The following is a 21,938-nucleotide window of genomic DNA, read 5'->3' as shown; positions in this document are numbered from 1 at the left end:
TCGCAACGCATCGGCATCACGGTCGAAACGGCCCGCGGCCATCGTGAATTTCCGCACCGGGTTTCGTCCGGGTGTGTGAGGAGAATGTCGTGCCTGCAATCGACGCCGGAGCAACCGCCTGGCTTCTGATCAGTACCGCGCTGGTCCTGCTGATGACCCCGGGGCTCGCCCTGTTCTACGGCGGAATGGTCCGCTCCACCGGCGTACTGAACATGATCATGATGAGCTTCGTGTCGATCGCGCTCGTCACGGTCGCCTGGCTGGTGGCCGGGTACTCCCTCATCTTCGGCGACGACATCGGCGGCGGACTGATCGGCGGGCTCGAGCACCTGGGGATGGCGGGCATCGACCCGACCACCGTCCACGGGCAGGTCCCCGAGATCCTGTTCGCCACGTTCCAGCTGACATTCGCGATCATCACCGCCGCGCTGATCAGCGGTGCGATCGCCGACCGGGCCAAGTTCTCGGCCTGGATGATCTTCGTGCCCGTCTGGGCCCTCGTCGTCTACGCACCCGTCGCGCACTGGGTGTGGAACCCGCAGGGCTGGATCGCGCAGTTCGGCGCCCTCGACTACGCGGGCGGACTGGTCGTCGAGATCGTGTCCGGCGCGTCGGGTCTGGCGTTGGCCCTGGTCCTGGGCCCGCGGCTCGGATTCAAGTCCGAGTCGATGCGCCCCCACAACCTTCCGCTGGTGCTGCTCGGTGTCGGCCTGCTCTGGTTCGGCTGGTTCGGTTTCAACGCCGGTTCCGCGCTCGCCGCCGACGGCACCGCCGCCGCGATCTTCCTGAACACCCTCGTCGCCGGGTGCACCGGTCTGCTCGGCTGGCTCCTCGTCGAGCAGAAGCGCGACGGTCACCCGACGACGTTCGGTGCGGCGTCCGGTGTCGTCGCCGGGCTGGTCGCGATCACCCCGTCGTGCGGCACCGTGAGCATGGTCGGCGCGGTGATCGTCGGCGCGGTCGCCGGTGTGGTCTGCTCGTTCGCCGTCGGCTGGAAGTTCCGGCTCGGATACGACGACTCGCTCGACGTCGTGGGAGTCCACCTGATGGGCGGCATCGTCGGCACGATCCTGATCGGACTGCTGGCCACCGAGGTGATGACGGGCGGAGCCGAAGGCCTGCTGTACGGGGGCGGGTTCGCGCAACTCGGCAAGCAGGTGCTGGCCGTGGTGGTCGTCGCCCTCTACGCGTTCGGCGTGACATATGGGCTGGGCAAGCTGATCGACCGGATCTTCGGGTTCCGGGTCAGCGCCGAGGACGAGTCCTCCGGCATCGACCTGGCGCTGCACGCCGAGTCCGCGTACGAACACGGCGTGCTCGGGCACGGACCCATCGGCGGCGGCCAGGGCAACAGCGTCTTCCCGTGGATGCACGAGGCCGAACGCAGGCGGCAACTCGACGCGGAACGGAAGCAGAACCGAGACGATACGGAGTAGCGGCGGCTACTTCTTCTTCGCTGCCGCCGCCTTCTTCGCGTCGGCCTTCGCGGCCTTCTTGAACTCGCGGACCTCGTGGAGACTCTTGTCGTCCACGACGTCGGCGATCGAACGCCGGGACCCTTCGGTGCCGTAGTCGCCTGCCGCTTCGCGCCAGCCCTTCGGCTCGACTCCGACCTGCTTGCCGAGCAGCGCCAGGAAGATGCGTGCCTTCTGGTCGCCGTACCCCGGCAGCGCCTTCAACCGTTTCAGCACTTCTTTGCCGTCGGGGTCGCCGTTCGTCCACAACGCCTCGACGCTGCCGTCGTAGTTCTCGACGAGGAACGCGCACAACGACTGGATGCGGGTGGCCATCGATCCGGGGAACCGGTGGACGGCGGGGGTCTGCGAGCAGACGGCCGCGAACGCTTCCGGATCCATCTCCGCGATGCGGTGCACCTCGAGGCCGCCGATCCGGTCGTCGAGTTTCTTGGGGCCCGCGAACGCCGTCTCCATCGGAACCTGCTGATCGAGCAGCATCCCGATGAGCAACGCCAGCGGGTCACTCGCGAGGAGTGCGTCGGCGTCCGGATCCCCTACCAGGTTCAGCGTGCGTGCCATGGTTCGATCCTGCCATCCCGCGGTGGGGCGGGTACGCCCTTCACGGCGACGCGCGGTCTATTCACAGAGTTATCCACATCACTGCATTACCGGTGCGTAACCCAGCATCGAGGCCACGCCGGCGACGAGTCCGTCACGCCAGTGCAGCGCGTCGTGACCCCCGCAGAACTCGCGGTACCGCACGTCGTGGCCGGTGCCGGCGAGCAGGTCTCGGACTTCGCGGTTGGGTTCGACGAGCATCCATTCGAGCGCCCCGACCTCCAGGCTGAACCGACTGCGCGACGGGGCGGCGGCGCGGACGCAGTCCTGGAACGGGACTCCCGGCCCGGATCCCGGCCACCAGAACGACCCGGACAGGCTGACGGCGCACCCGAAGACGTCCGGCGCCGTCAGCGCGAGGTGGCAGGCCGTCAATCCGCCCAGGCTGCAGCCGGCCACGATCGTCGACGCCGGGTCGTCGGTGACGGCCCGGTCCCGCCGCAGCCACGGGAGCAGTTCGCCGGTGAGACCCGCGGCGAACGCGGGGCTGCAGCCCAGTTCCTCGGATCGCAGCCCGGGCCCGACGCTGTCGACCATCACGACGAGCGGAACCCGGTGACCGGCAGGTCCGAGCGCGTCGACGGCACCCGCGATCGGCAGGTCGACCGCCCACGTCCGGCCGTCGAGCAGCACCACCACCGGACGGGATCCGGCGGCGAGTCCGGGTGGTTCGTAGACCCACACCGACCGTGGTGTCCCCGACAGCGTGAACGTCGTCTCGTGGAGTTCGCCGCGGCCGGGCCGGTCCGTCCACCAGCGCTGCGCGGGCGCCGCGGGCATCACCCCCTCGGAGCAGTCACCTGCCTGTGCCGCTCGGGTGGGCAGTGAGTTGAACGGGTCGAACCGTGCGCCGGCGAGTACGTTCCGCCACCACTGCCAGCCCGGGGTGCCGTCGCCGGGACGGGTCAGTGGTTCCGTCCGGGGAATGAATCGGTAGGCGCCACGCCAGTTCTCGGGCACCTCGATCGACAGCGACCACAGGTCGGTGCCGGGGAGCCGCGACAGCGCGGCCCGTTCCGGCCGGGAGCGGTCGGTGATTCCGTTGGCGTCGAGGTAGACGTGCCGCGTGCGCGACCCGCGTTCGCCGCCCTCGGGGTCCCGCCAGCAGAACGTCGCGATCACGCAGCCGCGGTCGGCCCCGTCCCGTTCGACGAGGGGGCTGCCCGCTGCGGCGAGGCGGTCCCAGAACGCCGGGACGGCGTCGGGTGCCAGGTCGTCGATCGCCCGTGTGCGCACGACGCGGCGCTCCGGTCCGGGCACCCGTTTCAGCATCCATCCCCCATTCGACCGTAGGTAAGGCTAGCCTAAGTCGCATTCCTTACCCGTGCGAAAGAGAGTCCCCAACCGTGAAACTTCGTCGCTCACTGGCAACCGTCGCTGTCCTGGCCGTCGGGATCGGCGCGGCCGCGTGCTCGTCCGATCCCGCCACCGAGACCGCGGCCACCGGCGCCGCCGCCGCGTCCGACCAGAGCTGGCCCCGCACCGTCACCGACGAGACCGGCAGCGTCACGATCGACCACGAACCCGAGCGGATCGTGTCCACCAGCGTCACCCTCACCGGCTCACTGCTCGCCCTCGACGCGCCCCTGATCGGCACCGGCGCCCAGCGACCGAGCGACGTGACCGACGAGAACGGCCTGTTCACGCAGTGGGCGGATATCGCCGACGAACGCGGCGTCGAGTCGCTCTACCAGGGCGAACCCAACGTCGAGAAGATCACAGCCGCCGACCCGGACCTCATCTTCGTGTCCGCCACGGGCGGCGACTCGGCCGTCGATCAGGTGGACACGCTGCGGCAGATCGCGCCCGTCGTGGTGCTCCGTTACGACGACAAGTCGTGGCAGGACCTCAGCGGGCAGATCGCCGCGGCCATCGGGGCCGAGCAGCAGGCCGACGCGCTCGTCGCGAAGTTCGACCGGCAGCTCGACGACGCCAGGTCGGCGCTCGGCGACAAGGTCGCCGCGGCGAACCCGGTGAACGTGCTCGCCTACAACTCGCCCGAGGAGTCGCGGATCTTCACCGCCGAATCGGCGCAGGGCATACTGCTCGAACGCCTCGGATTCTCGCTCGCCGAGCTGCCCGCCGACATCAGTTCCGCCGACAAGGGCATCATGGCAGGCCGCAAGGACGTCGTGCCCGCCGGGCAGGAGAACCTGCCGCGGGCGGTGCCGGGCAACACCACGTTCATCGTGATCGGTGAATCAGAGGACGTCGACAGGCTTCTCGCGGATCCGACCTTGCAGCAGACGCCGTCCGTCGAGAAGAAGCAGGTGATCGCGCTCGGGAAGGACAGTTTCCGCCTCGACTACTACAGCGCCACCAACCTGATCGACCGGGTCACGAACGCAGTGCGATAGCGCCCGGTCCGTGTCGGCGCGGCCCGGACCGGGTACCTCTACGTCACGGGACTCCGGTCCATTCCCACGATACCGAAGGACATCCGATGGCCCAGAACGAAACGAATCGAGCCAGCGGGATGAGCCGTGCCGTGGACAGGGCAACCGACAGCACCACTTTCGAGCGGGTCGCGCGGGCGGGCCACGTGATGAGCGGTTTCGTCCACCTGCTGATCGCGTACATCATCGTTCAGCTGGCGTTCGGCAGCGGCGGCAACGCCGATCAGTCCGGGGCCCTCGGCACGCTGGCCGCCGAGCCCGGCGGCCGGTTCGCGTTGTGGGTGGCGATGGTCGCGTTCATCGCGATGGCGTTGTGGCGGCTCGCCGAGACAGTTCTCGGCCCGCACGCCACCGAGCAGTCCGACGACGACACGTCGCTGCTCGACCGGGCGAAAGCGTTCGGCCTGGCCGTCGTCTACTTCGCGTTCGCGTTCTCGGCCTACCAGTTCGCGAGTGGCGGCGGGAAATCGAGCGGTCAGCAGAACGCCGGAATGAGTGCACGCCTCATGGAATCCGGGGGCGGCAAGATCCTGCTCGTGGTGGTGGGTCTCGTCGCCATCGCGATCGGCGGGTACCACGTCTACAAGGGCGCGTCGAAGAATTTCCTGGACGACCTGAAGGGCACCCCGTCGAAACTCGTCGAGCCCCTCGGAGTGGTCGGCTACGTGGCCAAGGGCCTCGTCATCGCGGGTGCGGGCCTGCTGGTGATCGTGGCGGTCGTCAACGCCGATCCGTCCAAGGCCACCGGCCTCGACGGCGCGGTGAAAACCCTGGGCTCGGCGCCGTTCGGGCAGTTCCTCCTGGTCCTCGCCGCACTGGGTATCGCCGCGTACGGGCTGTACAGCTTCGTGATGGCGCGCTACGCCAGGATGTAGAGACACGTCCGGCCGCTCACCCGGCGAGGGTGAGCGGCCGGACGTCGGCTACTAGGACTTCGGCAGGTTCAGGCGTGATTCGGTGGCGGCGAGCAGCACGCACGTCGCGACACCGTTCATCGACTTGTCCAGATCCTCCATCGAGGGGAAGCTCGGCGCGAGCCGGATGTTCTTGTCTTCCGGGTCGATTCCGTACGGGAACGCCGATCCTGCGGCGGTGAGCGCGATCCCCGCGTCCTTCGCCAGGGCGATGACGCGCTTCGCGGTGCCCTCGATGACGTCCAGGCTGATGAAGTACCCGCCCTTCGGCTCCGTCCACGACGCCACCTTCGACGCCCCGAGACGGTCCTCGAGGATCTTCAGGACGAGCGCGAACTTCGGCGCCAGGATCTCGCGGTGCTTCTCCATGTGGGCGCGGACACCGTCGGCGTCACCGAAGAACCGCAGGTGACGCAGCTGGTTCAGCTTGTCCGGGCCGATGCTCTTCTTGCCGAGGAACTTCTGGTACCAGGCCAGGTTCGCGGTGGAGGAACCGAAGAAGCTGACGCCCGCACCGGCGAACGTGATCTTCGACGTCGACGCGAACACGAGCGGCCGGTTGGGGTGACCCGCCTCCGCGGCCATCCCGAGGATGTCCAGCGACGGCGCCGTCTCGCCGACCAGCGGATGCACCGCGTAGGCGTTGTCCCAGAACAGCCGGAAGTCGGGGGCGGCGGCCGGCATCGACGCCAGCGCCCGCGTGACCTCTTCCGAGTACACCGCGCCCGTGGGGTTGGAGTAGTTGGGAACGGCCCACAGACCCTTGATCTGCGGATCGTTCGCGACGAGTTCGGAAATGACGCCGACGTCGGGGCCGTCCGGGCGCATCGGCACCGGGATCATCTCGATGCCGTAGGTCTCGGTGATCCCGAAGTGCCGGTCGTAGCCGGGTGCCGGGCACAGGAACTTGATCTTCTCCTCCTGCGCCCAGGGGCGCGGGGAGTCGGGGGTGCCGTGCAGCAGGGCGAACACGACGTTGTCGTGCATGATCTCGAGGCTGGCGTTGTTGCCGGCGAGCAGGTTCTCGACGGGGATGCCGAGCAGTTCACCGAAGATGGCGCGCAGTTCCGGCAGACCGGTGAGCCCGCCGTAGTTGCGGGTGTCGGTGCCGTTGCCGTCGCGGAAGTCGCCGTCACCGGGCAGCGTCAGCAGCGCCGCCGACAGATCCAGTTGCTCGGGCGAGGGCTTCCCGCGGGTGAGGTCGAGAGTGAGCTTCTCCGTCTTCAGCTGCGCGTAGCTCGCAGTCTGGCGCTCATGCTCCGAAAGTAGTTCCTCATGGCTCATCAACCCGATCTGGGTCTGGTTGGTCATCAGGAGCGGCCTCTCACCGACGTCGTGGGTCGGGTATGCGAAAGATAGGGGACCCCGCGCACCCGGCAGAGCCCGTTGACCCTTGCTGCCTTCCGGCCCTGGGGGAGTTCACAGGATGCGCGCCGCGCGGGATCCACCACAGAGTGTAGACGGCCCCGTGCCAGTACCGGGATCCACCCCGGCCGGGCGTCGACGCCGCACGTCAGACCACGTCCAGTGCTACGGTCGCCCCCGCATTCGGCCACCGTCGGCAAAGGATCGGGATGAAACTCAGAAGGACAGCACACGCAGCGGCCCTCGCCGTCGTCATCGCAGCACTGTCGGCGTGCGGTGGGAGCAGCGAAGACGCGGCCACGTCCGATGCGGTCGGCTGGGACGCGGCCGAGCCGTGCTCGCTCGCGGACGACGCGACGCTCGCACCGCTCCTGACGGCAGGCGCCGGCGAGGGCACCGCCACCGACAGCCCGGAACGTCGCGCGTGCACGTGGGGCAAACCCGAGGCGCTCAACACTGTGACCGTCACCACCACGAGCGCGCCGGAACCGGTCGATCCGCTGCGGACGATCGCCGTCGGCGGACTCGAGGGCCGGGCGCTCGCCGAGAGCAAGTACCAGTGCATCCTCGAGGTCACCACCGACGCGGGCACCCTGTCGATCGAGACGAAATTCGGTCTGGACGCCACCGGGAACCCGGACACGTCCTGCGACCGGTCCGTGCCCCTCGCCGAGCACGCCCTCGGACAGCTGAAGTGGGCGTAGAACCGGCGGCCACCTGGTCGTTTAACGGTGAGCCGTCGTCGTTGGGTATGCTCCTCCACGGAGGATTCGCCTAGTGGCCTATGGCGCTCGCCTGGAACGCGGGTTGGGTTAACGCCCTCAGGGGTTCAAATCCCCTATCCTCCGCCACAGGAACCCCTGTGAACCGCCGAAAAGTGGTTCGCAGGGGTTTCTTGCATCCCCGGGCACACCGGCGCCGCCGCCCCCGGAGCGCCCGCCTGCAGACCAGTCCGCACCGAGAATCCCAGGCCACGACGGGCACAACCCGTTATCTCCCTGTTATCGTCTCCGGTGCAGCGTTCGCTGTGCAGTGTCTGGTACGAGATAGAAGGACATTCGGATGGCGATACGTCGCACCCGCGCGCTGATCGTGGGCCTGGTCGCAGTGTTGGCATCGGGCCTCGTGTCCGTACTGGCCGGAACCGGCATCGCGCATGCCGACTCGGCCCTGATCTCGGTGTACTCACCGTCGATGGACAAGGACATTCCCGTCAAGGTGCTCAAGGCCGCGGGTGGCGGTCCCGCGCCGACGCTGTACCTGCTCGACGGTCTGCGCGCGCCGGACGACAACAACGGCTGGCTGATCGAGACCGACGTGGAGAATTTCTTCGCCGGCAAGCACGTCAACGTGGTCATCCCGTTCGGCGGCGGCGGCACCTTCTACTCCGACTGGCTGCGCGACGACCCGAAGCTGGGCCGCGTGAAGTGGGAGACCTTCCTGACCAAGGAGCTGCCCCCGGTGATGGCTTCGCAGTTCGGCAGTGACGGCGTGAACAACGCGGTCGCCGGTCTGTCGATGAGCGGCACCTCCGCGTTGAACCTCGCCACTCACCACCCCGACTTCTACAAGGCCGTCGCCTCCTACAGCGGGTACCCGACGGCCAGCTCGCCCGGCTTCGCGCAGGGCATCCAGGTTTCTGTCGCCCAGATGGGCGGCAACGCGCTGAACATGTGGGGCTTCTGGCCGTCGGCGACGTGGCTCCGCAACGACCCGCTGCTCAACGTCGGCGCGCTGCGCGGCAAGTCCGTCTACATCTCGTCCGGTGCCGGTTCGGCTGCCGGAGATCCCACGGTCGACCCGGACAGCAAATCGTTCGACCCGGTGAAGTTCTCGCAGACGGTTCCCCTCGAGACCGCCTCGGGTCTGAGCAGCAGGTCCTTCGTCCCCGCGGCGAAGGCCGCGGGCGCCAACGTGCAGACGCACATCGCCGACGAGGGCCTGCACACGTGGAACTACTGGCAGGACCGCCTGCACGAGTCCTGGGCCAGCACGATCGCGCCCGCCCTCGGCACGTCCTAGTCGAGGCGTTCCGATCGCCTGAACTCCGCCACAGCGGCCCCCGATCTCCGGATCGGGGGCCGCTGTCGTTCACCGCGGTGTTGGATGTGTGATGTGCCGATCGACGACAGCAGGCAGATGCTCGCGCTGGCGGTGGTGTTGTCCGCGCTGGCCGGCTACGTCGACGCGCTCGGATTCATCACGCTCGGCGGGTTCTTCGTCGCGTTCATGAGCGGCAATCTCACCCGGTTCAGTGTCGGATTCGCGGACGGGGCGTGGGCGCATGCGCTGACGGCCGCCGCGGTGATCGGCACGTTCGTCCTCGGCTGCGCCCTGGGCGCCGTGGTCGTGCACCTGTCCGATCGCCGGCGGCTGCCCGTCCGGACGACGGTGCTCGCCGTCGTGTCCGGGCTGCTGATCGCAGGCGCCGTCGCCGCGACCGTCGGGGCGAGCACCGTCGCCGTCGGCGCGATGCTTCTCGCCATGGGCGCCGAGAACTCCTTCTTCCAGAAGGACGGCGAGGTCACCATCGGCCTCACCTACATGACGGGCGCCCTCGTGAAGATGGGTCACCGGCTGGCCGCGGCACTGTTCGGCGGGCCGCGGTGGGCGTGGTTACGACATTTCGCGCTGTGGGCGGGCCTCGTGGCAGGAGCGGTGACGGGCGCTCTCGCGCACCACTGGATCGGGCTGGACGCCCTGTGGTTCGCCGCCGTGCTGTCCGCGGCGCTGACCGTCACCGTGCACCTGCGGATCGACCGCGCTACTCGCCGCCCGCAGTTGTCGTGACGGGGTTGCCTGCGGAGTCGAGGGTCCACCACACGCTGCCGACGGCCTGCCCGTAGGCGTCACCGGGTTCGTTGTCGTCCTTGTACCGGTACACGGGTCGGCCGTTCACGGTGAGCTGATGGGTGCCGTCCGCCGCGGGGATGGTGTCGATGACGACTTCCTGCAGCCCCTGCACCGTCGGGTTCTCGGTGACGGAGGTGACCGGCGGCCACGACTGCAGGCACGTGTCGCGGCACGAACTGGCACCGGAGCCGACCTCGTCGTTGTCGTACACGTAGACCGTCATCCCGCCTTCGTCGACCATCACCTCGCCGAGCGTCGTCGGTCCCATCTTCAGGACGGGTGTTCCGGGCGCGGCGGGTGGGGACGTCGGCGTCGGGGACACCGGGGCGTTGCCGCCCGTGTCGCCGGAATCGGTGCTGTCGTAGGCGCAACTCGAGAAGGTCAGGCTGACGGCGGCGATCGCTGCCAGCGCCCATGTTCGTCTCATGGAGTCCTCGTTCTCTGTGACGGCGAAGTGGCGGGCCTCCGGGGAACCTCTGCGGACCCGTGCATACAGTTCACCTCGAGTTGCGTGCCGGTGCGGGCACTTCGGGCGATGTGACGGGCCCGCACGTGTCGGTATCGGTGATTAGGCTCCCGGGCATGGGCTGGTACACGCCGACCTCGCCGTCGCCCGACCTCGCCGGCACCCTGGTGTGCGGGTGGTCCGCGCGCACGCAGGGCGAGCATCTGCTGGTGCCGGACGCGTGCATGGACGTCCTGTGGATCCGGGGCGTGGGGATCCGGGTGTGCGGTCCCGAGACCACGGCCTGGTCGTTCACGCTGCCGCCGGGCACCGAGTCCGTCGGTGTCCGTTTCCGTCCCGGTGCCGCCTCGCATCTGATGCGGACGTCGGCGGCCGAGGTCCGCGACATCCGCGTCGGCCTCGGCGACGTACTCGGGTCCGCGTGGGAACGGACACTGACCGACCGGCTCGACAACGCGTCCGGCTGCGCGGAACGAATCGCCCTGTTCGAGAAGGCCGTGCGCGCGTGGCGGAACCGCGGACCGGACGCCGACCCGCTGATCGGCACCGTGCGGCAGGCCCTGGCCCGGCAGTCGTGGAACGTCGGTGCGCTCGCCGACGCCGCCTCCGTCACGGAACGGCAACTGCAGCGGCGATGCAACGACGCGTTCGGATACGGTCCGGCGACGCTCCGCGGAATCCTGCGGCTGCAACGGTTCATGGCGCTGGCGCAGTCGGGGGCGCGGACCGGGCTCGCCGACCTGGCCGCGACCGCCGGCTACAGCGACCAGGCGCACCTGTCGCGGGAATGCCGGCGGATCTCCTCGCTGACCCCGTCCGGCCTGCTCGCCAGCGAGGCCCCCGACTGGCACGGGACGGGTTCCGTCGTCGATGTCGGAAATGTTCAAGCCGGCGGGCGCCGGACGGGAGAAGAATCGGCAGCATGACCTCGACAACCGAAACCCCCGCAGCCCACTACCGCGACCTCGCCGCGAAGTTCACGAAGCGAGTCGAATCCGTGCCCGCCGCACGCTGGGACGACGCGTCTCCGTGTGACGGCTGGACGGCCCGCGACGTCGTGCGGCACGTGATCGACACGCAGCGCTACATCGTCACCGTCGTCGATCTGGAACTGCCGGAGCCACCGTCCGTCGACGACGACCCGGTTGCCGCGTGGGCGGCGACGCGCGACGGCATGCAGGAGATCCTGGACGACCCGGCCCAGGCGGGCCGCGAGTACGACGGGCATTTCGGCCGCACGACCCTCGGGAAGACAGTCGACAACTTCTACTGCTTCGACCTGGTGGTGCACGGCTGGGACCTCGCGCGGGCCACCGGCCTCGACGAGACCATCCCCGCCGACGACCTGACCTGGGTGGGTGGTGTGGCCGAGCAACTGGGCGACAACATCCGCACGGCCGGAGTGTGCGGCCCCGCCGTGGACGTCCCCGCGGACGCCGACGAGCAGACCCGGGTGCTGGCCTTCCTCGGCCGCAAGGCCTGACGGTCCTTCCACCTCACTCCTGCCCGGCCGCGCTTGTAACCTCGAGTCATGAGCGTCCCGGGCAGGATTGCCGCGCTGACGGCGGTGTCACTGGCCGCTGCGCTGCTCGGCGGTGACGTGGTCGCGGTGGCCGATCCCGAACCCCGGGGCGCCTTCGGACTGCCCGCGCGTGGGCTCACCCTCTCTGCATCTCTCGCATCCGCGGTCATGTTTTCCGGGACCACCGACGATGCCACCCCTTCCCAGCGGGTTCCGGGTGCGGAGTCCGACGGCACGTCGGCCACCAGCCACGGCTTCGGCGAGTACCCGTACATGCGGTACGAGGTGCAGTTCGGCCCGGACAGCGCCGGCGGCGACGTCACCTGGCAGGGACGCTCGGTCAATCTCGACGACCTCGCGATGCACGTCTGGGACGAGGAGACGCAGAGTTGGGGTGAGCCGGTCGCGACGGCGCAGCCGTCCGAGCCGGGCGGTCCGGTCACCCTGACCACCCGGATCGAAAATGAGGACGCCGCGCAGATCCTCGTCATCGACAGCCCTCGCCGGGACCGCGGTTTCCGCGAGGCGAACGCGATCGCCGATAAGCAGTTCGCCGACCCGGACACGTACGACTTCGCGCTGCAGCACATCTCCGACACCCAGTACGTGTCCCGGGACCGGCCCGAAGTGTATTTCGACATGACCCGCTGGACCGCGGAGAACGCCGCCGAACGCAAGATCGCGTATTCGATGCACACCGGCGACCTCGTCCAGAGCTGGATACGTCCGGGGGCGCCCGAGTCCCGCGCGCGCCCCGAGTTCGAGGTGGCGGACCGGGCGATGGCGACGCTCGAGGACGCCGGAATCCCGTACGGGGTCCTGCCCGGCAACCACGACAACCTGTGGAACGTGGGCGGACGGCTGATTCCCGGCGAGCACGAGAAGAACCATGCCCTCTACAACGAGTTCTTCGGTCCGTGGCGGTTCCGCGACCAGCCGTACTGGGGTGAATCCGTCACGGACACGGACAATTCGGCGCACTACGACCTGCTCGACATCGCCGGCGCGAAATTCCTGATGCTCTACATCGGCTACAACCCGCCCGAGCACGTGCTGCAGTGGGCGGAGGACGTGCTCGCCGCCCACCCGGACCGCAACGTGGTGATCGGCAGCCACTATTACCTGGACGAGGACGGCTCGCTGCGGATGAGCGGGTTCGGCGACATCGGCACCAGTGCGGGACAGCAGATCTGGAACCGGCTCGTCGTCCCGTTCGACACGGTGTTCCTGGTCCTCGCGGGACACGTCGACGGGCAGACGACGGTCACCGACCGGAAGGTGGGCGACACCGACCGGAAGGTCGTGGAGTTGCTTGCCGACTACCAGTACTTCACGGTGAACGGCCTCCGCGAGACCGGGTTCCAGCGACTGCTGCAGTTCGACGTCGACGGCGGATCCCTCGCGGTCACGACGCACTCCCCCACCCTGGACAGCTTCCGGGTGGAGGACTTCGATCCGCAGCGCCGTTACGTGCCGGGTGACGGCGACTTCGTCACCGACGTGGAATTGCGGGCCGACCTGCCGCGCGCCGTCATCCCCGTGCCCTGAGATGGAGGTCGATCAACTGCGCGACGAATCCGTCCGGGTCGACGTCGCCGGCGATCACGTCGATGCTGCGGGTGGCGCGGAGGGTCGAAACCCCGTGCAGTTGGGTCCACAGGTTCAGCGCGACCACGTGCGGGTCTGCGGCGCCGGCGTCTGCGGCGAGCGCGGCGACCGTCTCGAACAGGGGTTTCGTGTGCTGCCGCAGGTCCTCGCCCGAGCCCTCGAGCAGGTCGTGGCGGAACATCAATTCGAACAGGGTGCGGTGGGTGTGCGCGAAGGAGAGGTACCGGTGCGCGGTCTGCCGCAGTCGCGCGACCGGGTCCGTCTCGGACGCGATCGCCGACCGGAGTTCTGCGGACAGGTCGGCGAACCCCGACGCGGCGATCGCGGCGAGCAGCGCCTTGTGCGTCGGGAAGTACCGCCGCGGCGCACCGTGCGAGACCCCCGCGTGCCGGGCGACGGCGCGCAGCCCGACGGCGTCGATGCCGCCCTCGTCCAGTAGTTCGCGGCCGCAGTCGATCAACCGCACGCGCAGGGGTTGCTCTTCACCACTCATGTAGACAGTGTCTAGCATGGAGTGCGTAGACACTGTCTACTTATTGTCGGAGCGCGAGTCAGGAGTTCACCGTGTGGTACTGGATCTTCAAGTACGTGCTGATCGGACCGGTGCTGCGGATCCTCGGGCGGCCCACGATCTCCGGCGCACACCACATCCCGGAGTCGGGCCCGGTGATCCTGGCGAGCAACCACCTCACCGTCGTCGACTCGTTCTTCCTCGTCCTGATGGTGCGCAGGCGGATCACGTTCGTGGCCAAGAACGAGTACTTCACCGAGGGCGGCGTGAAGGGGAGGGCGAAGCGCTGGTTCTTCACCGCCGCCGGCCAGGTGCCGATCGACCGCTCCGGGGCCTCCGCCGCAGAATCCGCCCTCGAGACCGCGCGGAAGATCCTGGACGACGGCAAGGTCTGGGGCATCTACCCCGAGGGCACCCGGTCGCCCGACGGCCGGCTCCACAAGGGCAAGACCGGCATCGCGAGGGTCGCGCTCGCCACCGGCGCCCCGGTGGTGCCGATCGCGATGCACGGCACCCGGCGGATCAACCCCGCCGGATCGAGGATGTGGCGGTTCGGCACGGTGACGGTGACCGTCGGTGAGCCGCTCAACTTCTCCCGATTCGCCGCACTCCGCGACAACCGGCACGTCGTCCGGGCCGCGACGGACGAACTGATGCATGCCCTCATGACGCTGTCGGGCCAGGAGTACGTGGACGACTACGCGCTCAGGCGTCCGGCGTAGCGACGGCGCGCGTCACCAGGTCGGCGATGAGCCGCTCGACGTCGACGCCCTCGAGCACCCCGGGCAGCGTCAGATGCTCGACGATGAGCGCATTCATCGCGAGGTAGAGCATCAGCACGGTGCCGCGGTCGCCGGGCAGTCCCGAGTCGAGGTGAAACCCGATGTCGCGCTCCAGGTTGCCGGAGATGGTGCGCGTCAACGTGGCGCGCAACTCGGGCCGGCGGACCGCTTCGAGCCGCAACTCCTGCAACGCGAGGTAGCCCGTCCGGTCGCCGGTGATCCTGCCGAACAGTCCCTGCATGTACTCGATCGCGAGGTCGAGATTCTGCGGCTTGCGGGCACTGTCCTCGATTTCGGAGGGGTCGGGGCCCATCCGCTCGTGGATCCGCTTACCGACCTGGTCGAACAGGTCGTCGCGGCTGGCGAAGTAGTTGGACGCCGTCCCCTTGGGAACGTTCGCCTCGACGTCGACGGCACGGAAGGTGAGGCCGCGCGCACCTTCTCGCGCGAGCACCTCGATCGCCGCGTTCACGAGAGCCGCGCGTCGTTCCGGATTCTGCGCCATCGACACTCCTCGAAAAAAGAACTTGCAACCACTTCGGTCATAGTACTACAAATGGAGTAGTTACCAACTGCGGGAGGGCTCACATGCGAAAACTGGTCTACTACGTCGCCACCACCATCGACGGATTCATCGCCGGCGCCGACGGTTCGGACCCCAGCGGCACCGTCTTCGAACTCGAGGGCGATCACATGCCCGCGATGATCGCCGAGTACCCCGAAACGGTCCCCACCCATGTGCGGGCAGCGATGGGAATCGATGCCCCCAACCGGCATTTCGACACCCTCCTCATGGGCCGCGCCAGCTACCAGCCCGCACTCGACCTCGGCGTGACCAGCCCGTACCCGCATCTGCGGCAGTACGTGTTCTCGACGACGATCACCGAGTCGCCCGACCCGGACGTCGAGATCGTCTCGGGCGATCCGATCGAGAAGGTGCGCCAACTCAAGCAGGAGGACGGCAAGGACATCTGGCTGTGCGGCGGCGGGAAACTTGCCGCCGCGGTGCAACCCGAGGTCGACGAACTCCGGATCAAGCTCAACCCCGTGGCGATCGGCACCGGCATTCCGCTGTTCGACGGCGAATTCGACCCGCAGCGGTTCCGGCTGACGTCGACCCGCGCATTCGAGAGCGGGATGATCTTCCTGACGTACGTCCGCCGATAGCCGGATTCACACCCGCCACTCGAGGCGACACGGGCACCTGACGCATGTATTGATTCAATACGTCAGTAATGTTCGAGGCATGCGCGAACGCCGGTACTCGTCCACCAGCCCCGAACACCTGGCCGCGGCCCTGTTCGACGTCGCCGCCGAGTCGGGCCTCGAGGGCGCCAGCGTGCGCGAGGTCGCCAAGAGGGCGGGTGTGTCCATCGGCGCCGTGCAGCACCACTTCTCCACCAAGGACGAGATGTTCGCGTTCGCGCTTCGCACCCTCGTCGACACACTGCTCACCCGGCTGGCGGACATCGACCGCGGCGGCGACCCCGCCCAGGCCCTGTTCGCCGCGATGTCGCAGTTGCTTCCCCTCGACGAGTCCCGGTCGCGGGAGGCGCACGTCAGGGCGGCATTCGCCGTCCGGGCGGCCACCTCCCCGTCGCTCGCCGAGATCCGGCGCACCACCCTGTTCACCATCCGCACCGGACTGTCCGCGGTGCTCATCGGGATCGGCACCCCGGAGGCGGAAACCCGTGCGGCGCTTCTCCTCGCCACCGTCGACGGCCTCGCCCTCGAAGCGCTCGGCAGTCCGGACCTGTACCCGGCCGAGTACCTCGAGCACGCCCTGCACGTCCAGATCGGCATGATTCTGCAGGGCGCCGACGTCCTGCCGTCGTCGTCGATCGAACTGGCCAGCTGACTCCTCGGTCCGATGTCTCCTCCGTCCGGTCAGCATGCCCCCCTGCCCCGTCACCCCGACGGCGCGGGACGGTTCGCGCCCAGCCCGTCCGGCGACCTGCACCTCGGCAACCTGCGGACGGCCGTGCTGGCGTGGCTGTTCGCCCGGTCCACCGGCCGCCGGTTCCTCCTGCGGGTCGAGGACCTCGACCGTGTCCGCGACGGTGCCCGGGACCGACAACTGGCCGACCTCGCGGAACTCGGTCTCGACTGGGACGGCGACGTCGTGTCGCAGTCACACCGACTGCCGCGGTACGACGCCGCCATCGCCGAACTCCACGCCGCCGGCCGCACGTACGAGTGCTTCTGCACGAGAAGAGAAATCCTGAAGGCGGCGTCGGCCCCGCACGCACCCCAGGGCGCCTACCCGGGGACCTGCCGCAACCTGACGCCGGGCGAGCGTGCCGACCGGCTCGCCGGCGGGCGACCACCGGCCCTGCGACTGCGCGCCGACGTCACGTCGTTCACCATCGACGACGTCCTGCACGGAAACTACTCCGGGATGGTCGACGACCTCGTGCTGCGGCGCGGCGACGGAACACCCGCCTACAACCTGGCGGTCGTCGTCGACGACGCCGCCCAGGGGATCGACCAGGTGGTGCGCGGCGACGACCTGCTGTCGTCGGCGCCCCGCCAGGCGTACCTCGCGGGACTGCTCGGGCTCACCGCCCCCGCCTACGCACACGTCGCGCTCGCACTCAACGAGGACGGCAAACGGCTCGCGAAACGCGACGGCGCCGTCACCCTCACCGACCAGAAAGCGTTGGGACGCACACCGAGCGACGTCCTCGGGGTGCTGGCGGCGTCACTCGGGCTCGCGGAACCGGGCGAGGTCGTGGATCTCGGGACCCTCCTCGCCCGGTTCGACCCGGCCCGCCTGCACCGCGAACCGTGGGTCGTCAGGCCCCCGACGCCGCCGCGATCAGCATGATCACGAAGAACAGGATCCACCCGACGACGTAGGCGCCGCCGATGGCGATCCCGGCGATCGCGAGCCCACGACCCTCCTGACCGGACTGCTTGATCTGGCCCAGCGCCACGATGCCGAGGATGATGCCGACGATGGAGCCGACACCGTAGAAGCAACCGCCGACGATCGACGTGATCAGCGACGCGATCGCGAGACCGTTCGTCCCCCGCGACTGCGGGTAGGGCGCGCCGTACGGGCTCGGGGCGCCGTACTGCGGGGCGGGGCCACCGTATTGGCCCGCCGCCCCGTACTGATCTGGTGCGCCGCCGTACTGGTTGGGGGCGCCGCCGTACTGATTCGGGGTGCCGTACTGATTCGGGGCGGCATACGGGTTCGGCGTCCCATACTGCTGCTGTTGGGGCGCCCCGTACTGGTCGCCGCCGTACTGATTCGGCGCGGCATACGGATTCGGAGACGTCCCGTACGCGCCCGGCTGCTGATAGTCGGGGTACTTCTCGGTGGGCGCCGAATAGGTGGGATAACCGGATTCGTCGACCCCGTATCCGTCGCGCGGCAACGGCGGCACCTCGCCGTAAGTGGGCGGTGTCTGCCCGTTGTACGGATTCGAATCGTCCGATCCCCCAGAATTAGTCACGATAACCAGCGTAAAGCATCAAAACCGCAGGAGAAGAAGCAGACCAAAGGGAGGCGGGTAAAGGATTGTCCACGTAGTGTTTATTCGCACTGTCACGCGCGAGCATTCAACTCTTGCTGAGGGGATCACATGACGACTGGTGGATACGACCCTAACGACAAACCCGAAGGTGGTGACCAGGGCGGATACCCTCCGCGGGGCAATCCTCCACCGCCGCCCGGCGGATATCCGCCGCCCCAGGGGAATTACCCGCCGCCGCCGCAGGGACCGCCGCCGGGCGGATATCCGCCACCGCCGCCCGGCGGAAACTATCCCCCTCCGCCCGGTGGAAACTACCCGCCGCCCCCCGGTAATTACCCACCGCCGCCGCAAGGACCCCCGCCCGGCGGTAATTACCCGCCGCCGCAGGGAAATTACCCGCCCCCTCCGCAGGGACCGCCGCCCGGCGGATATCCGCCGCCCCCGCCGATGTCGGATTACGGCGCCCCCGGGCAGACGCCGGGACAGTTCTCGGTGGGTGACGCGATCGGCTACGGCTGGAACAAGTTCAAGGACAACGCGCTCATCTGGATCGGCATCCTGCTGATCGCGGCCGTCATCCAGGTGGTGCTGAACCTCGTCTTCGGCGGCTTCAGCACGTCGTCCGACATGAGTGCGGCGTTCTCGGTGTGGCGCATCATCGGCTCGATCGTCACCACCATCGTCGGTTACCTGATCAACGCGGCGCTCGTGCGGGGCGCACTGCACGAGGTGGACGGCAACAAGCCGGCGTTCGGATCGTTCTTCCAGTTCACCAATGTCGGTGCGATCATCATCGCCAGCGTCATCATCGGTGTCGCCTCCATCATCGGTTTCTTCCTGCTCATCATCCCGGGTCTGATCGTCGTCTTCCTGACCTGGTGGACGCTGCAGTTCGTCATCGATCAGAACGAGGACGCGATCACCGGCATCAAGTCGAGTTTCCGCACGATCTCGCAGAACGTCGGACCGGTGCTGCTGCTGGCCCTGGCCCTCGTCGGCATCAACATCGTCGGTGCACTCCTCTGCGGCGTCGGACTTCTCGTCTCGATCCCGATCACGATCATCGCGTCGACCTACGCGTACCGCGTGCTCACCGGCCGTTACGTCGCGGCCTGACCGTTCGCTCGCCACGGGTGAGCGTGCTCCGCCCCTCCGGGCAGGAAGCACGCTCACCCGTTTTGCTACTCCCGTCACTCGAGTCACTCCCACCCCTTGCGTAAGGTGCTCAGGCGTCATCCGAGACGATTCGAGGGGGAACACATGACTACTGGCGGATTCGATCCCAACCAGGGACGGCAGCAGTTCGGCGCACCGCCGCAGTTCGATTCGGCGCAGCAATCCGGCACCCAGCCGTTCGCGCAGCCCGACTTCGGGTTCAACCCGTCCCGGCCGGGCGAACTCCTTCCCCGCCTGGGCGCGCGGGTGATCGACGGCCTGATCGTCGGCATTCCGACGGCCGTGGTCACCATCGTCATCTCGCTGGTGCTGGGCACCTTCCTGGGCAGTGCCCTGGGTGCGATCCTCACCGCGGCCGCTGCCGTGGGCTACTTCGTGTTCCTCGAGACGACGCGGGGCCAGACCGTCGGCAAGCAGGTTCTCGGTCTGCGCGTCGAGGGCCCGAACGGCGGACTGTCCACCCAGCAGCAGTCGCTGACCAGGAACGGCTTCTACATCCTCGCCGCGCTCGGCGGGTTCCCGTTCCTCGGGTTCCTGTTCGGACTGGTCGGTTTCGTCGCGGCGATCGTCATCGCCGTGACGATCAACGGCAGCCCCACCAAGCAGGGCAAGCACGACGAACTGGCAGGCGGCACGCGCGTCGTCCAGGGTTAGCCCGGCACGGCCCACCGCGCGGGTGAACGTACCTTTCGTCGCCTCAGATCGGACAAAAGGTACGTTCACCCGTTCCTGATTCGCGCCTCTCCACCCGCAGGTGCTTGGATTGCGGCGTGACAGCCTCAGATCAGCAGACCAAACCAGACGACCACGCGACGTTCGCGCACGTCAGCCGCGGGTACTACCCCACGTTCGTCGCCCTCTTCACGGCGACGCTGCTGATCTCGAATATCTGCGCGACGAAAGGCGTCGCATTCTTCGCCGACTCGTCGCTCACCATCGGCCCGCTGCAGATCCTGCCGGTCATCACCGACGGCGGTTTCTTCCTGTTCCCGCTGGCCTACATCCTCGGCGACGTGCTCAGCGAGGTGTACGGGTTCAAGTCCACGCGACGCGCGATCTACCTGGGCTTCGGTGCCCTGATCCTGGCCGCGTTCTGCTTCTGGCTGCTCATCGAACTGCCGTCCGCCGACTTCTACGAGAACCAGGAGGCGCTGCGGTCGGTCGTCGGCGTCTACCCGCGACTGCTGCTCGCCGGGCTGGCCGGCTACCTCGTCGGGCAGATGCTGAACTCGGTGACGCTGGTCCTCATCAAGGAGCGGACCAAAGAGAAGCACCTGTGGGCGCGCCTCATCGGCTCCACCATCGTCGGTGAGTTCGCCGACACCCTGATCTTCTGCTCCATCGCGGCCGGCGCGATCGGCATCAGCACGTGGAGCGATTTCGTCAACTACGTGATCGTCGGATTCCTGTGGAAGACCCTCGTCGAGGTGCTGGTCATGCCGATCACGTACCGCGTCATCGCGTACGTGAAGAAGCGCGAACCCACCTACCAGCTCTGACCCCCACGTGAGTGGGAAAGCGTCCCCGGGGACTCTTTCCCACTCACGTGCGGTAGAAGCGGCCCAGCGTCTCGGCCTTGAACTCCGCGAAGTAGCCGCCCTCGATGCTGGCACGGATCTGATCGACCAACCGCACCGTGAAGCGTTCGTTGTGAATCGTGCACAACGTGGACGCCAGCATTTCCTTCGCCTTGAACAGGTGGTGGATGTAGGCGCTGGTGTAGTTGGCGCACGTGTAGCAGTCGCAGTTCTCGTCGATCGGGGTGAAATCACGCCGGAAGCGGCTGGTGTTGATGTTGAACCGGCCGTCCGGGTGGTAGATCGCAGCGTTGCGCGCGACCCGCGACGGATTCACGCAGTCGAACGTGTCGGCCCCGTTCTCGATGGCCACGAAGAAGTCGTCCGGCTCGCTGATGCCGAGCATGTGCCGCGGCTTGTGCTCGGGAAGTTCCTCGTTGCACCAGCGGACGATGGTGCCCAGGTTCTGCTTCTCCAGCGCCCCGCCGATGCCGTACCCGTCGAAACCGCGGCCGCTCTCCCCGGTGATCGACTCGAGCCCCCGGCACGCCTGCCGCCGCAGGTCCTCGTACTGCGCGCCCTGGACCACCCCGAACAGCGCCTGGTACGGACGGTGTGAGCGTTCGGCGGTGAGCTTCTCGTGCTCGGCGATGCAGCGCACCGCCCACGCCTGCGTCCGCTCCACCGACTGCTCCTGGTAGCCGCGGGTGTTCAGCAGCGTCGTGAGCTCGTCGAACGCGAACATGATGTCGGCGCCGAGTTGATGCTGGATCTGCATCGACACCTCGGGGGTGAACCGGTGCCGCGACCCGTCCAGGTGCGATTTGAACGTGACGCCGTCGTCGTCGACGGTCGCGAGGCGTTCCTTACCCTTCGCGATGACGTCGTCGGAGCGCACCCCGACCGCTTCCATCGCGAGGACCTTCTTGAATCCGACGCCCAGCGACATCACCTGGAATCCGCCGCTGTCGGTGAACGTCGGGCCGTCCCAGTTCATGAACTTGCCCAGCCCGCCGGCCTCGTCCACGATGTCCGGGCCCGGCTGCAGGTACAGGTGGTACGCGTTGGCGAGCAGCGACTGCGCGCCCAGGTCCTTCATGCTCTCCGGCAGCACCGCCTTGACGGTGGCTTTGGTGCCGACGGCCACGAACGACGGCGTCGCGATGTCGCCGTGCGGGGTGTGAATGGTTCCGGTTCGGCCGAGCTGTCCGTCGAGTCGGGTGCCGACGGTGAAGAACGGATCGGGCGGGGTCGGGACTACGGCGTTCACG

24 protein-coding genes, 1 tRNA gene and 1 other RNA gene are annotated in these 21,938 nt (G+C 68.2%); 17 read left to right on the top strand and 9 right to left on the bottom strand.

Annotated elements, in window-relative coordinates; translation table 11 throughout:
• Window positions 1–89 precede the first annotated feature (89 nt).
• Window positions 90–1,436 carry an ammonium transporter gene (locus tag ACFU5V_RS16205; protein ID WP_378438600.1) on the top strand — a complete coding sequence of 449 codons (1,347 nt, stop codon included), beginning with the start codon at window positions 90–92 and terminating at the stop codon, window positions 1,434–1,436.
• Window positions 1,437–1,442: 6 nt separating this feature from the next.
• On the opposite strand, the gene ACFU5V_RS16200 is transcribed toward ACFU5V_RS16205, so the two are convergent.
• Together ACFU5V_RS16200 and fes are read right to left on the bottom strand one after the other, a co-directional pair.
• Window positions 1,443–2,036: an HhH-GPD-type base excision DNA repair protein gene (locus ACFU5V_RS16200; protein WP_378700534.1), complete on the bottom strand. Its 594-nt coding sequence runs from the start codon at window positions 2,034–2,036 to the stop codon at window positions 1,443–1,445.
• A 78-nt stretch (window positions 2,037–2,114) separates the two neighbouring features.
• A complete protein-coding gene (gene fes, locus ACFU5V_RS16195) occupies window positions 2,115–3,347 on the bottom strand; it encodes an enterochelin esterase (RefSeq protein WP_378700532.1) in 1,233 nt (410 codons plus the stop codon).
• 74 nt (window positions 3,348–3,421) lie between these two features.
• Between fes and fepB the strand changes: the two genes are divergently transcribed.
• Both fepB and ACFU5V_RS16185 read left to right on the top strand, forming a co-directional pair.
• Window positions 3,422–4,432, top strand: a complete 1,011-nt coding sequence (gene fepB / locus ACFU5V_RS16190; RefSeq protein ID WP_378700530.1) for a Fe2+-enterobactin ABC transporter substrate-binding protein — start codon at window positions 3,422–3,424, stop codon at window positions 4,430–4,432.
• A gap of 86 nt (window positions 4,433–4,518) precedes the next feature.
• A complete protein-coding gene (locus ACFU5V_RS16185) occupies window positions 4,519–5,346 on the top strand; it encodes a DUF1206 domain-containing protein (RefSeq protein ID WP_378438593.1) in 828 nt (275 codons plus the stop codon).
• Window positions 5,347–5,397: 51 nt separating this feature from the next.
• Here ACFU5V_RS16185 and ACFU5V_RS16180 read toward each other — a convergent pair whose 3' ends face one another.
• Both ACFU5V_RS16180 and ffs read right to left on the bottom strand, forming a co-directional pair.
• A complete protein-coding gene (locus tag ACFU5V_RS16180; protein ID WP_378700528.1) occupies window positions 5,398–6,696 on the bottom strand; it encodes an aminotransferase class I/II-fold pyridoxal phosphate-dependent enzyme in 1,299 nt (432 codons plus the stop codon).
• 43 nt (window positions 6,697–6,739) lie between these two features.
• An RNA gene (ffs, locus tag ACFU5V_RS16175) (signal recognition particle sRNA small type) lies at window positions 6,740–6,834 on the bottom strand.
• 125 nt (window positions 6,835–6,959) lie between these two features.
• On the opposite strand from ffs, the gene ACFU5V_RS16170 reads away from it, so the two are divergent.
• The 4 genes from ACFU5V_RS16170 to ACFU5V_RS16155 all read left to right on the top strand — a co-directional run bounded on the left by ACFU5V_RS16170 (window position 6,960) and on the right by ACFU5V_RS16155 (window position 9,540).
• Window positions 6,960–7,454 (top strand): hypothetical protein, encoded by a 495-nt coding sequence (locus ACFU5V_RS16170; RefSeq protein ID WP_378700526.1) that lies wholly within the window; start codon window positions 6,960–6,962, stop codon window positions 7,452–7,454.
• A 59-nt stretch (window positions 7,455–7,513) separates the two neighbouring features.
• A tRNA-Ser gene (locus ACFU5V_RS16165) sits at window positions 7,514–7,601 on the top strand.
• A gap of 211 nt (window positions 7,602–7,812) precedes the next feature.
• The gene (locus tag ACFU5V_RS16160) at window positions 7,813–8,772 is read left to right on the top strand and encodes an alpha/beta hydrolase (RefSeq protein ID WP_378700524.1); all 960 of its coding nucleotides are present in this window, start codon (window positions 7,813–7,815) and stop codon (window positions 8,770–8,772) included.
• Window positions 8,773–8,856: 84 nt separating this feature from the next.
• Entirely contained in the window at window positions 8,857–9,540 is a 684-nt protein-coding gene (locus ACFU5V_RS16155) for a YoaK family protein (protein WP_378700522.1), read from the top strand.
• Here ACFU5V_RS16155 and ACFU5V_RS16150 read toward each other — a convergent pair.
• Window positions 9,515–10,030: a hypothetical protein gene (locus ACFU5V_RS16150; RefSeq protein WP_378433012.1), complete on the bottom strand. Its 516-nt coding sequence runs from the start codon at window positions 10,028–10,030 to the stop codon at window positions 9,515–9,517. The two genes, ACFU5V_RS16155 and ACFU5V_RS16150, sit on opposite strands and share 26 nt — an antisense overlap.
• 155 nt (window positions 10,031–10,185) lie before the next feature.
• On the opposite strand from ACFU5V_RS16150, the gene ACFU5V_RS16145 reads away from it, so the two are divergent.
• From ACFU5V_RS16145 to ACFU5V_RS16135, 3 genes are read left to right on the top strand one after another with little or no spacing between them, the layout of a single operon-like run.
• Window positions 10,186–10,995 (top strand): helix-turn-helix domain-containing protein, encoded by an 810-nt coding sequence (locus ACFU5V_RS16145; RefSeq protein ID WP_378700520.1) that lies wholly within the window; start codon window positions 10,186–10,188, stop codon window positions 10,993–10,995.
• Window positions 10,992–11,552, top strand: a complete 561-nt coding sequence (locus tag ACFU5V_RS16140) for a TIGR03086 family metal-binding protein (protein ID WP_378700517.1) — start codon at window positions 10,992–10,994, stop codon at window positions 11,550–11,552. Before ACFU5V_RS16145 ends, ACFU5V_RS16140 begins: the two co-directional genes overlap by 4 nt.
• Window positions 11,553–11,600: 48 nt before the next feature.
• On the top strand, window positions 11,601–13,139 hold the full coding sequence (locus ACFU5V_RS16135; RefSeq protein WP_378700515.1) for a metallophosphoesterase: 1,539 nt from the start codon (window positions 11,601–11,603) through the stop codon (window positions 13,137–13,139).
• Here ACFU5V_RS16135 and ACFU5V_RS16130 read toward each other — a convergent pair.
• Window positions 13,123–13,710: a TetR/AcrR family transcriptional regulator gene (locus ACFU5V_RS16130; protein ID WP_378700513.1), complete on the bottom strand. Its 588-nt coding sequence runs from the start codon at window positions 13,708–13,710 to the stop codon at window positions 13,123–13,125. The two genes, ACFU5V_RS16135 and ACFU5V_RS16130, sit on opposite strands and share 17 nt — an antisense overlap.
• A gap of 53 nt (window positions 13,711–13,763) precedes the next feature.
• Here ACFU5V_RS16130 and ACFU5V_RS16125 point away from each other — a divergent pair, with 53 nt between their 5' ends.
• Complete coding sequence (locus ACFU5V_RS16125) at window positions 13,764–14,432, top strand: lysophospholipid acyltransferase family protein (RefSeq protein WP_378700511.1); 669 nt, start codon at window positions 13,764–13,766, stop codon at window positions 14,430–14,432.
• On the opposite strand, the gene ACFU5V_RS16120 is transcribed toward ACFU5V_RS16125, so the two are convergent.
• Window positions 14,416–14,997: a TetR/AcrR family transcriptional regulator gene (locus ACFU5V_RS16120; RefSeq protein WP_378700509.1), complete on the bottom strand. Its 582-nt coding sequence runs from the start codon at window positions 14,995–14,997 to the stop codon at window positions 14,416–14,418. The genes ACFU5V_RS16125 and ACFU5V_RS16120 overlap by 17 nt on opposite strands.
• An 83-nt stretch (window positions 14,998–15,080) precedes the next feature.
• Here ACFU5V_RS16120 and ACFU5V_RS16115 point away from each other — a divergent pair, with 83 nt between their 5' ends.
• The 3 genes from ACFU5V_RS16115 to gluQRS all read left to right on the top strand — a co-directional run bounded on the left by ACFU5V_RS16115 (window position 15,081) and on the right by gluQRS (window position 17,319).
• On the top strand, window positions 15,081–15,659 hold the full coding sequence (locus ACFU5V_RS16115) for a dihydrofolate reductase family protein (protein ID WP_378700507.1): 579 nt from the start codon (window positions 15,081–15,083) through the stop codon (window positions 15,657–15,659).
• A 79-nt stretch (window positions 15,660–15,738) separates the two neighbouring features.
• A complete protein-coding gene (locus ACFU5V_RS16110) occupies window positions 15,739–16,350 on the top strand; it encodes a TetR/AcrR family transcriptional regulator (protein WP_378433021.1) in 612 nt (203 codons plus the stop codon).
• A 12-nt stretch (window positions 16,351–16,362) separates the two neighbouring features.
• Complete coding sequence (gene gluQRS / locus ACFU5V_RS16105; protein ID WP_378700505.1) at window positions 16,363–17,319, top strand: tRNA glutamyl-Q(34) synthetase GluQRS; 957 nt, start codon at window positions 16,363–16,365, stop codon at window positions 17,317–17,319.
• On the opposite strand, the gene ACFU5V_RS16100 is transcribed toward gluQRS, so the two are convergent.
• Entirely contained in the window at window positions 17,288–17,875 is a 588-nt protein-coding gene (locus tag ACFU5V_RS16100) for a DUF4190 domain-containing protein (protein ID WP_378433044.1), read from the bottom strand. The genes gluQRS and ACFU5V_RS16100 overlap by 32 nt on opposite strands.
• Before the next feature lie 207 nt (window positions 17,876–18,082).
• Here ACFU5V_RS16100 and ACFU5V_RS16095 point away from each other — a divergent pair, with 207 nt between their 5' ends.
• The 3 genes from ACFU5V_RS16095 to ACFU5V_RS16085 all read left to right on the top strand — a co-directional run bounded on the left by ACFU5V_RS16095 (window position 18,083) and on the right by ACFU5V_RS16085 (window position 20,649).
• On the top strand, window positions 18,083–19,090 hold the full coding sequence (locus tag ACFU5V_RS16095; protein ID WP_378700503.1) for a hypothetical protein: 1,008 nt from the start codon (window positions 18,083–18,085) through the stop codon (window positions 19,088–19,090).
• Window positions 19,091–19,234: 144 nt separating this feature from the next.
• Window positions 19,235–19,804 carry an RDD family protein gene (locus ACFU5V_RS16090; protein WP_378700501.1) on the top strand — a complete coding sequence of 190 codons (570 nt, stop codon included), beginning with the start codon at window positions 19,235–19,237 and terminating at the stop codon, window positions 19,802–19,804.
• A gap of 116 nt (window positions 19,805–19,920) precedes the next feature.
• Window positions 19,921–20,649: a queuosine precursor transporter gene (locus ACFU5V_RS16085; protein WP_005248717.1), complete on the top strand. Its 729-nt coding sequence runs from the start codon at window positions 19,921–19,923 to the stop codon at window positions 20,647–20,649.
• A gap of 43 nt (window positions 20,650–20,692) precedes the next feature.
• Here ACFU5V_RS16085 and tgt read toward each other — a convergent pair whose 3' ends face one another.
• Window positions 20,693–21,937, bottom strand: coding sequence for a tRNA guanosine(34) transglycosylase Tgt (gene tgt / locus ACFU5V_RS16080; protein WP_378433026.1), 1,245 nt, complete (start codon window positions 21,935–21,937; stop codon window positions 20,693–20,695).
• Window position 21,938: the final 1 nt, after the last annotated feature.

It is taken from the genome of Rhodococcus sp. NPDC057529, assembly GCF_042802055.1.
Classification (GTDB): domain Bacteria; phylum Actinomycetota; class Actinomycetes; order Mycobacteriales; family Mycobacteriaceae; genus Rhodococcus_F.
This window is presented reverse-complemented; position numbering and strand designations above follow the sequence as displayed.

What these genes read in the sequence shown, in the direction of transcription:
- fes (WP_378700532.1), bottom strand. Translation starts at nt 3,347, where the DNA reads ATGCTGAAACGGGTGCCCGGACCGGAGCGCCGCGTCGTGCGCACACGG.
- ACFU5V_RS16200 (WP_378700534.1), bottom strand. Translation starts at nt 2,036, where the DNA reads ATGGCACGCACGCTGAACCTGGTAGGGGATCCGGACGCCGACGCACTC.
- ACFU5V_RS16155 (WP_378700522.1), top strand. Translation starts at nt 8,857, where the DNA reads ATGTGTGATGTGCCGATCGACGACAGCAGGCAGATGCTCGCGCTGGCG.
- ACFU5V_RS16145 (WP_378700520.1), top strand. Translation starts at nt 10,186, where the DNA reads ATGGGCTGGTACACGCCGACCTCGCCGTCGCCCGACCTCGCCGGCACC.
- ACFU5V_RS16095 (WP_378700503.1), top strand. Translation starts at nt 18,083, where the DNA reads ATGACGACTGGTGGATACGACCCTAACGACAAACCCGAAGGTGGTGAC.
- ACFU5V_RS16185 (WP_378438593.1), top strand. Translation starts at nt 4,519, where the DNA reads ATGGCCCAGAACGAAACGAATCGAGCCAGCGGGATGAGCCGTGCCGTG.
- gluQRS (WP_378700505.1), top strand. Translation starts at nt 16,363, where the DNA reads ATGTCTCCTCCGTCCGGTCAGCATGCCCCCCTGCCCCGTCACCCCGAC.
- ACFU5V_RS16135 (WP_378700515.1), top strand. Translation starts at nt 11,601, where the DNA reads ATGAGCGTCCCGGGCAGGATTGCCGCGCTGACGGCGGTGTCACTGGCC.
- ACFU5V_RS16180 (WP_378700528.1), bottom strand. Translation starts at nt 6,696, where the DNA reads ATGACCAACCAGACCCAGATCGGGTTGATGAGCCATGAGGAACTACTT.
- ACFU5V_RS16090 (WP_378700501.1), top strand. Translation starts at nt 19,235, where the DNA reads ATGACTACTGGCGGATTCGATCCCAACCAGGGACGGCAGCAGTTCGGC.
- ACFU5V_RS16170 (WP_378700526.1), top strand. Translation starts at nt 6,960, where the DNA reads ATGAAACTCAGAAGGACAGCACACGCAGCGGCCCTCGCCGTCGTCATC.
- ACFU5V_RS16120 (WP_378700509.1), bottom strand. Translation starts at nt 14,997, where the DNA reads ATGGCGCAGAATCCGGAACGACGCGCGGCTCTCGTGAACGCGGCGATC.
- ACFU5V_RS16140 (WP_378700517.1), top strand. Translation starts at nt 10,992, where the DNA reads ATGACCTCGACAACCGAAACCCCCGCAGCCCACTACCGCGACCTCGCC.
- ACFU5V_RS16150 (WP_378433012.1), bottom strand. Translation starts at nt 10,030, where the DNA reads ATGAGACGAACATGGGCGCTGGCAGCGATCGCCGCCGTCAGCCTGACC.
- ACFU5V_RS16115 (WP_378700507.1), top strand. Translation starts at nt 15,081, where the DNA reads ATGCGAAAACTGGTCTACTACGTCGCCACCACCATCGACGGATTCATC.
- ACFU5V_RS16110 (WP_378433021.1), top strand. Translation starts at nt 15,739, where the DNA reads ATGCGCGAACGCCGGTACTCGTCCACCAGCCCCGAACACCTGGCCGCG.
- ACFU5V_RS16160 (WP_378700524.1), top strand. Translation starts at nt 7,813, where the DNA reads ATGGCGATACGTCGCACCCGCGCGCTGATCGTGGGCCTGGTCGCAGTG.
- ACFU5V_RS16130 (WP_378700513.1), bottom strand. Translation starts at nt 13,710, where the DNA reads ATGCTAGACACTGTCTACATGAGTGGTGAAGAGCAACCCCTGCGCGTG.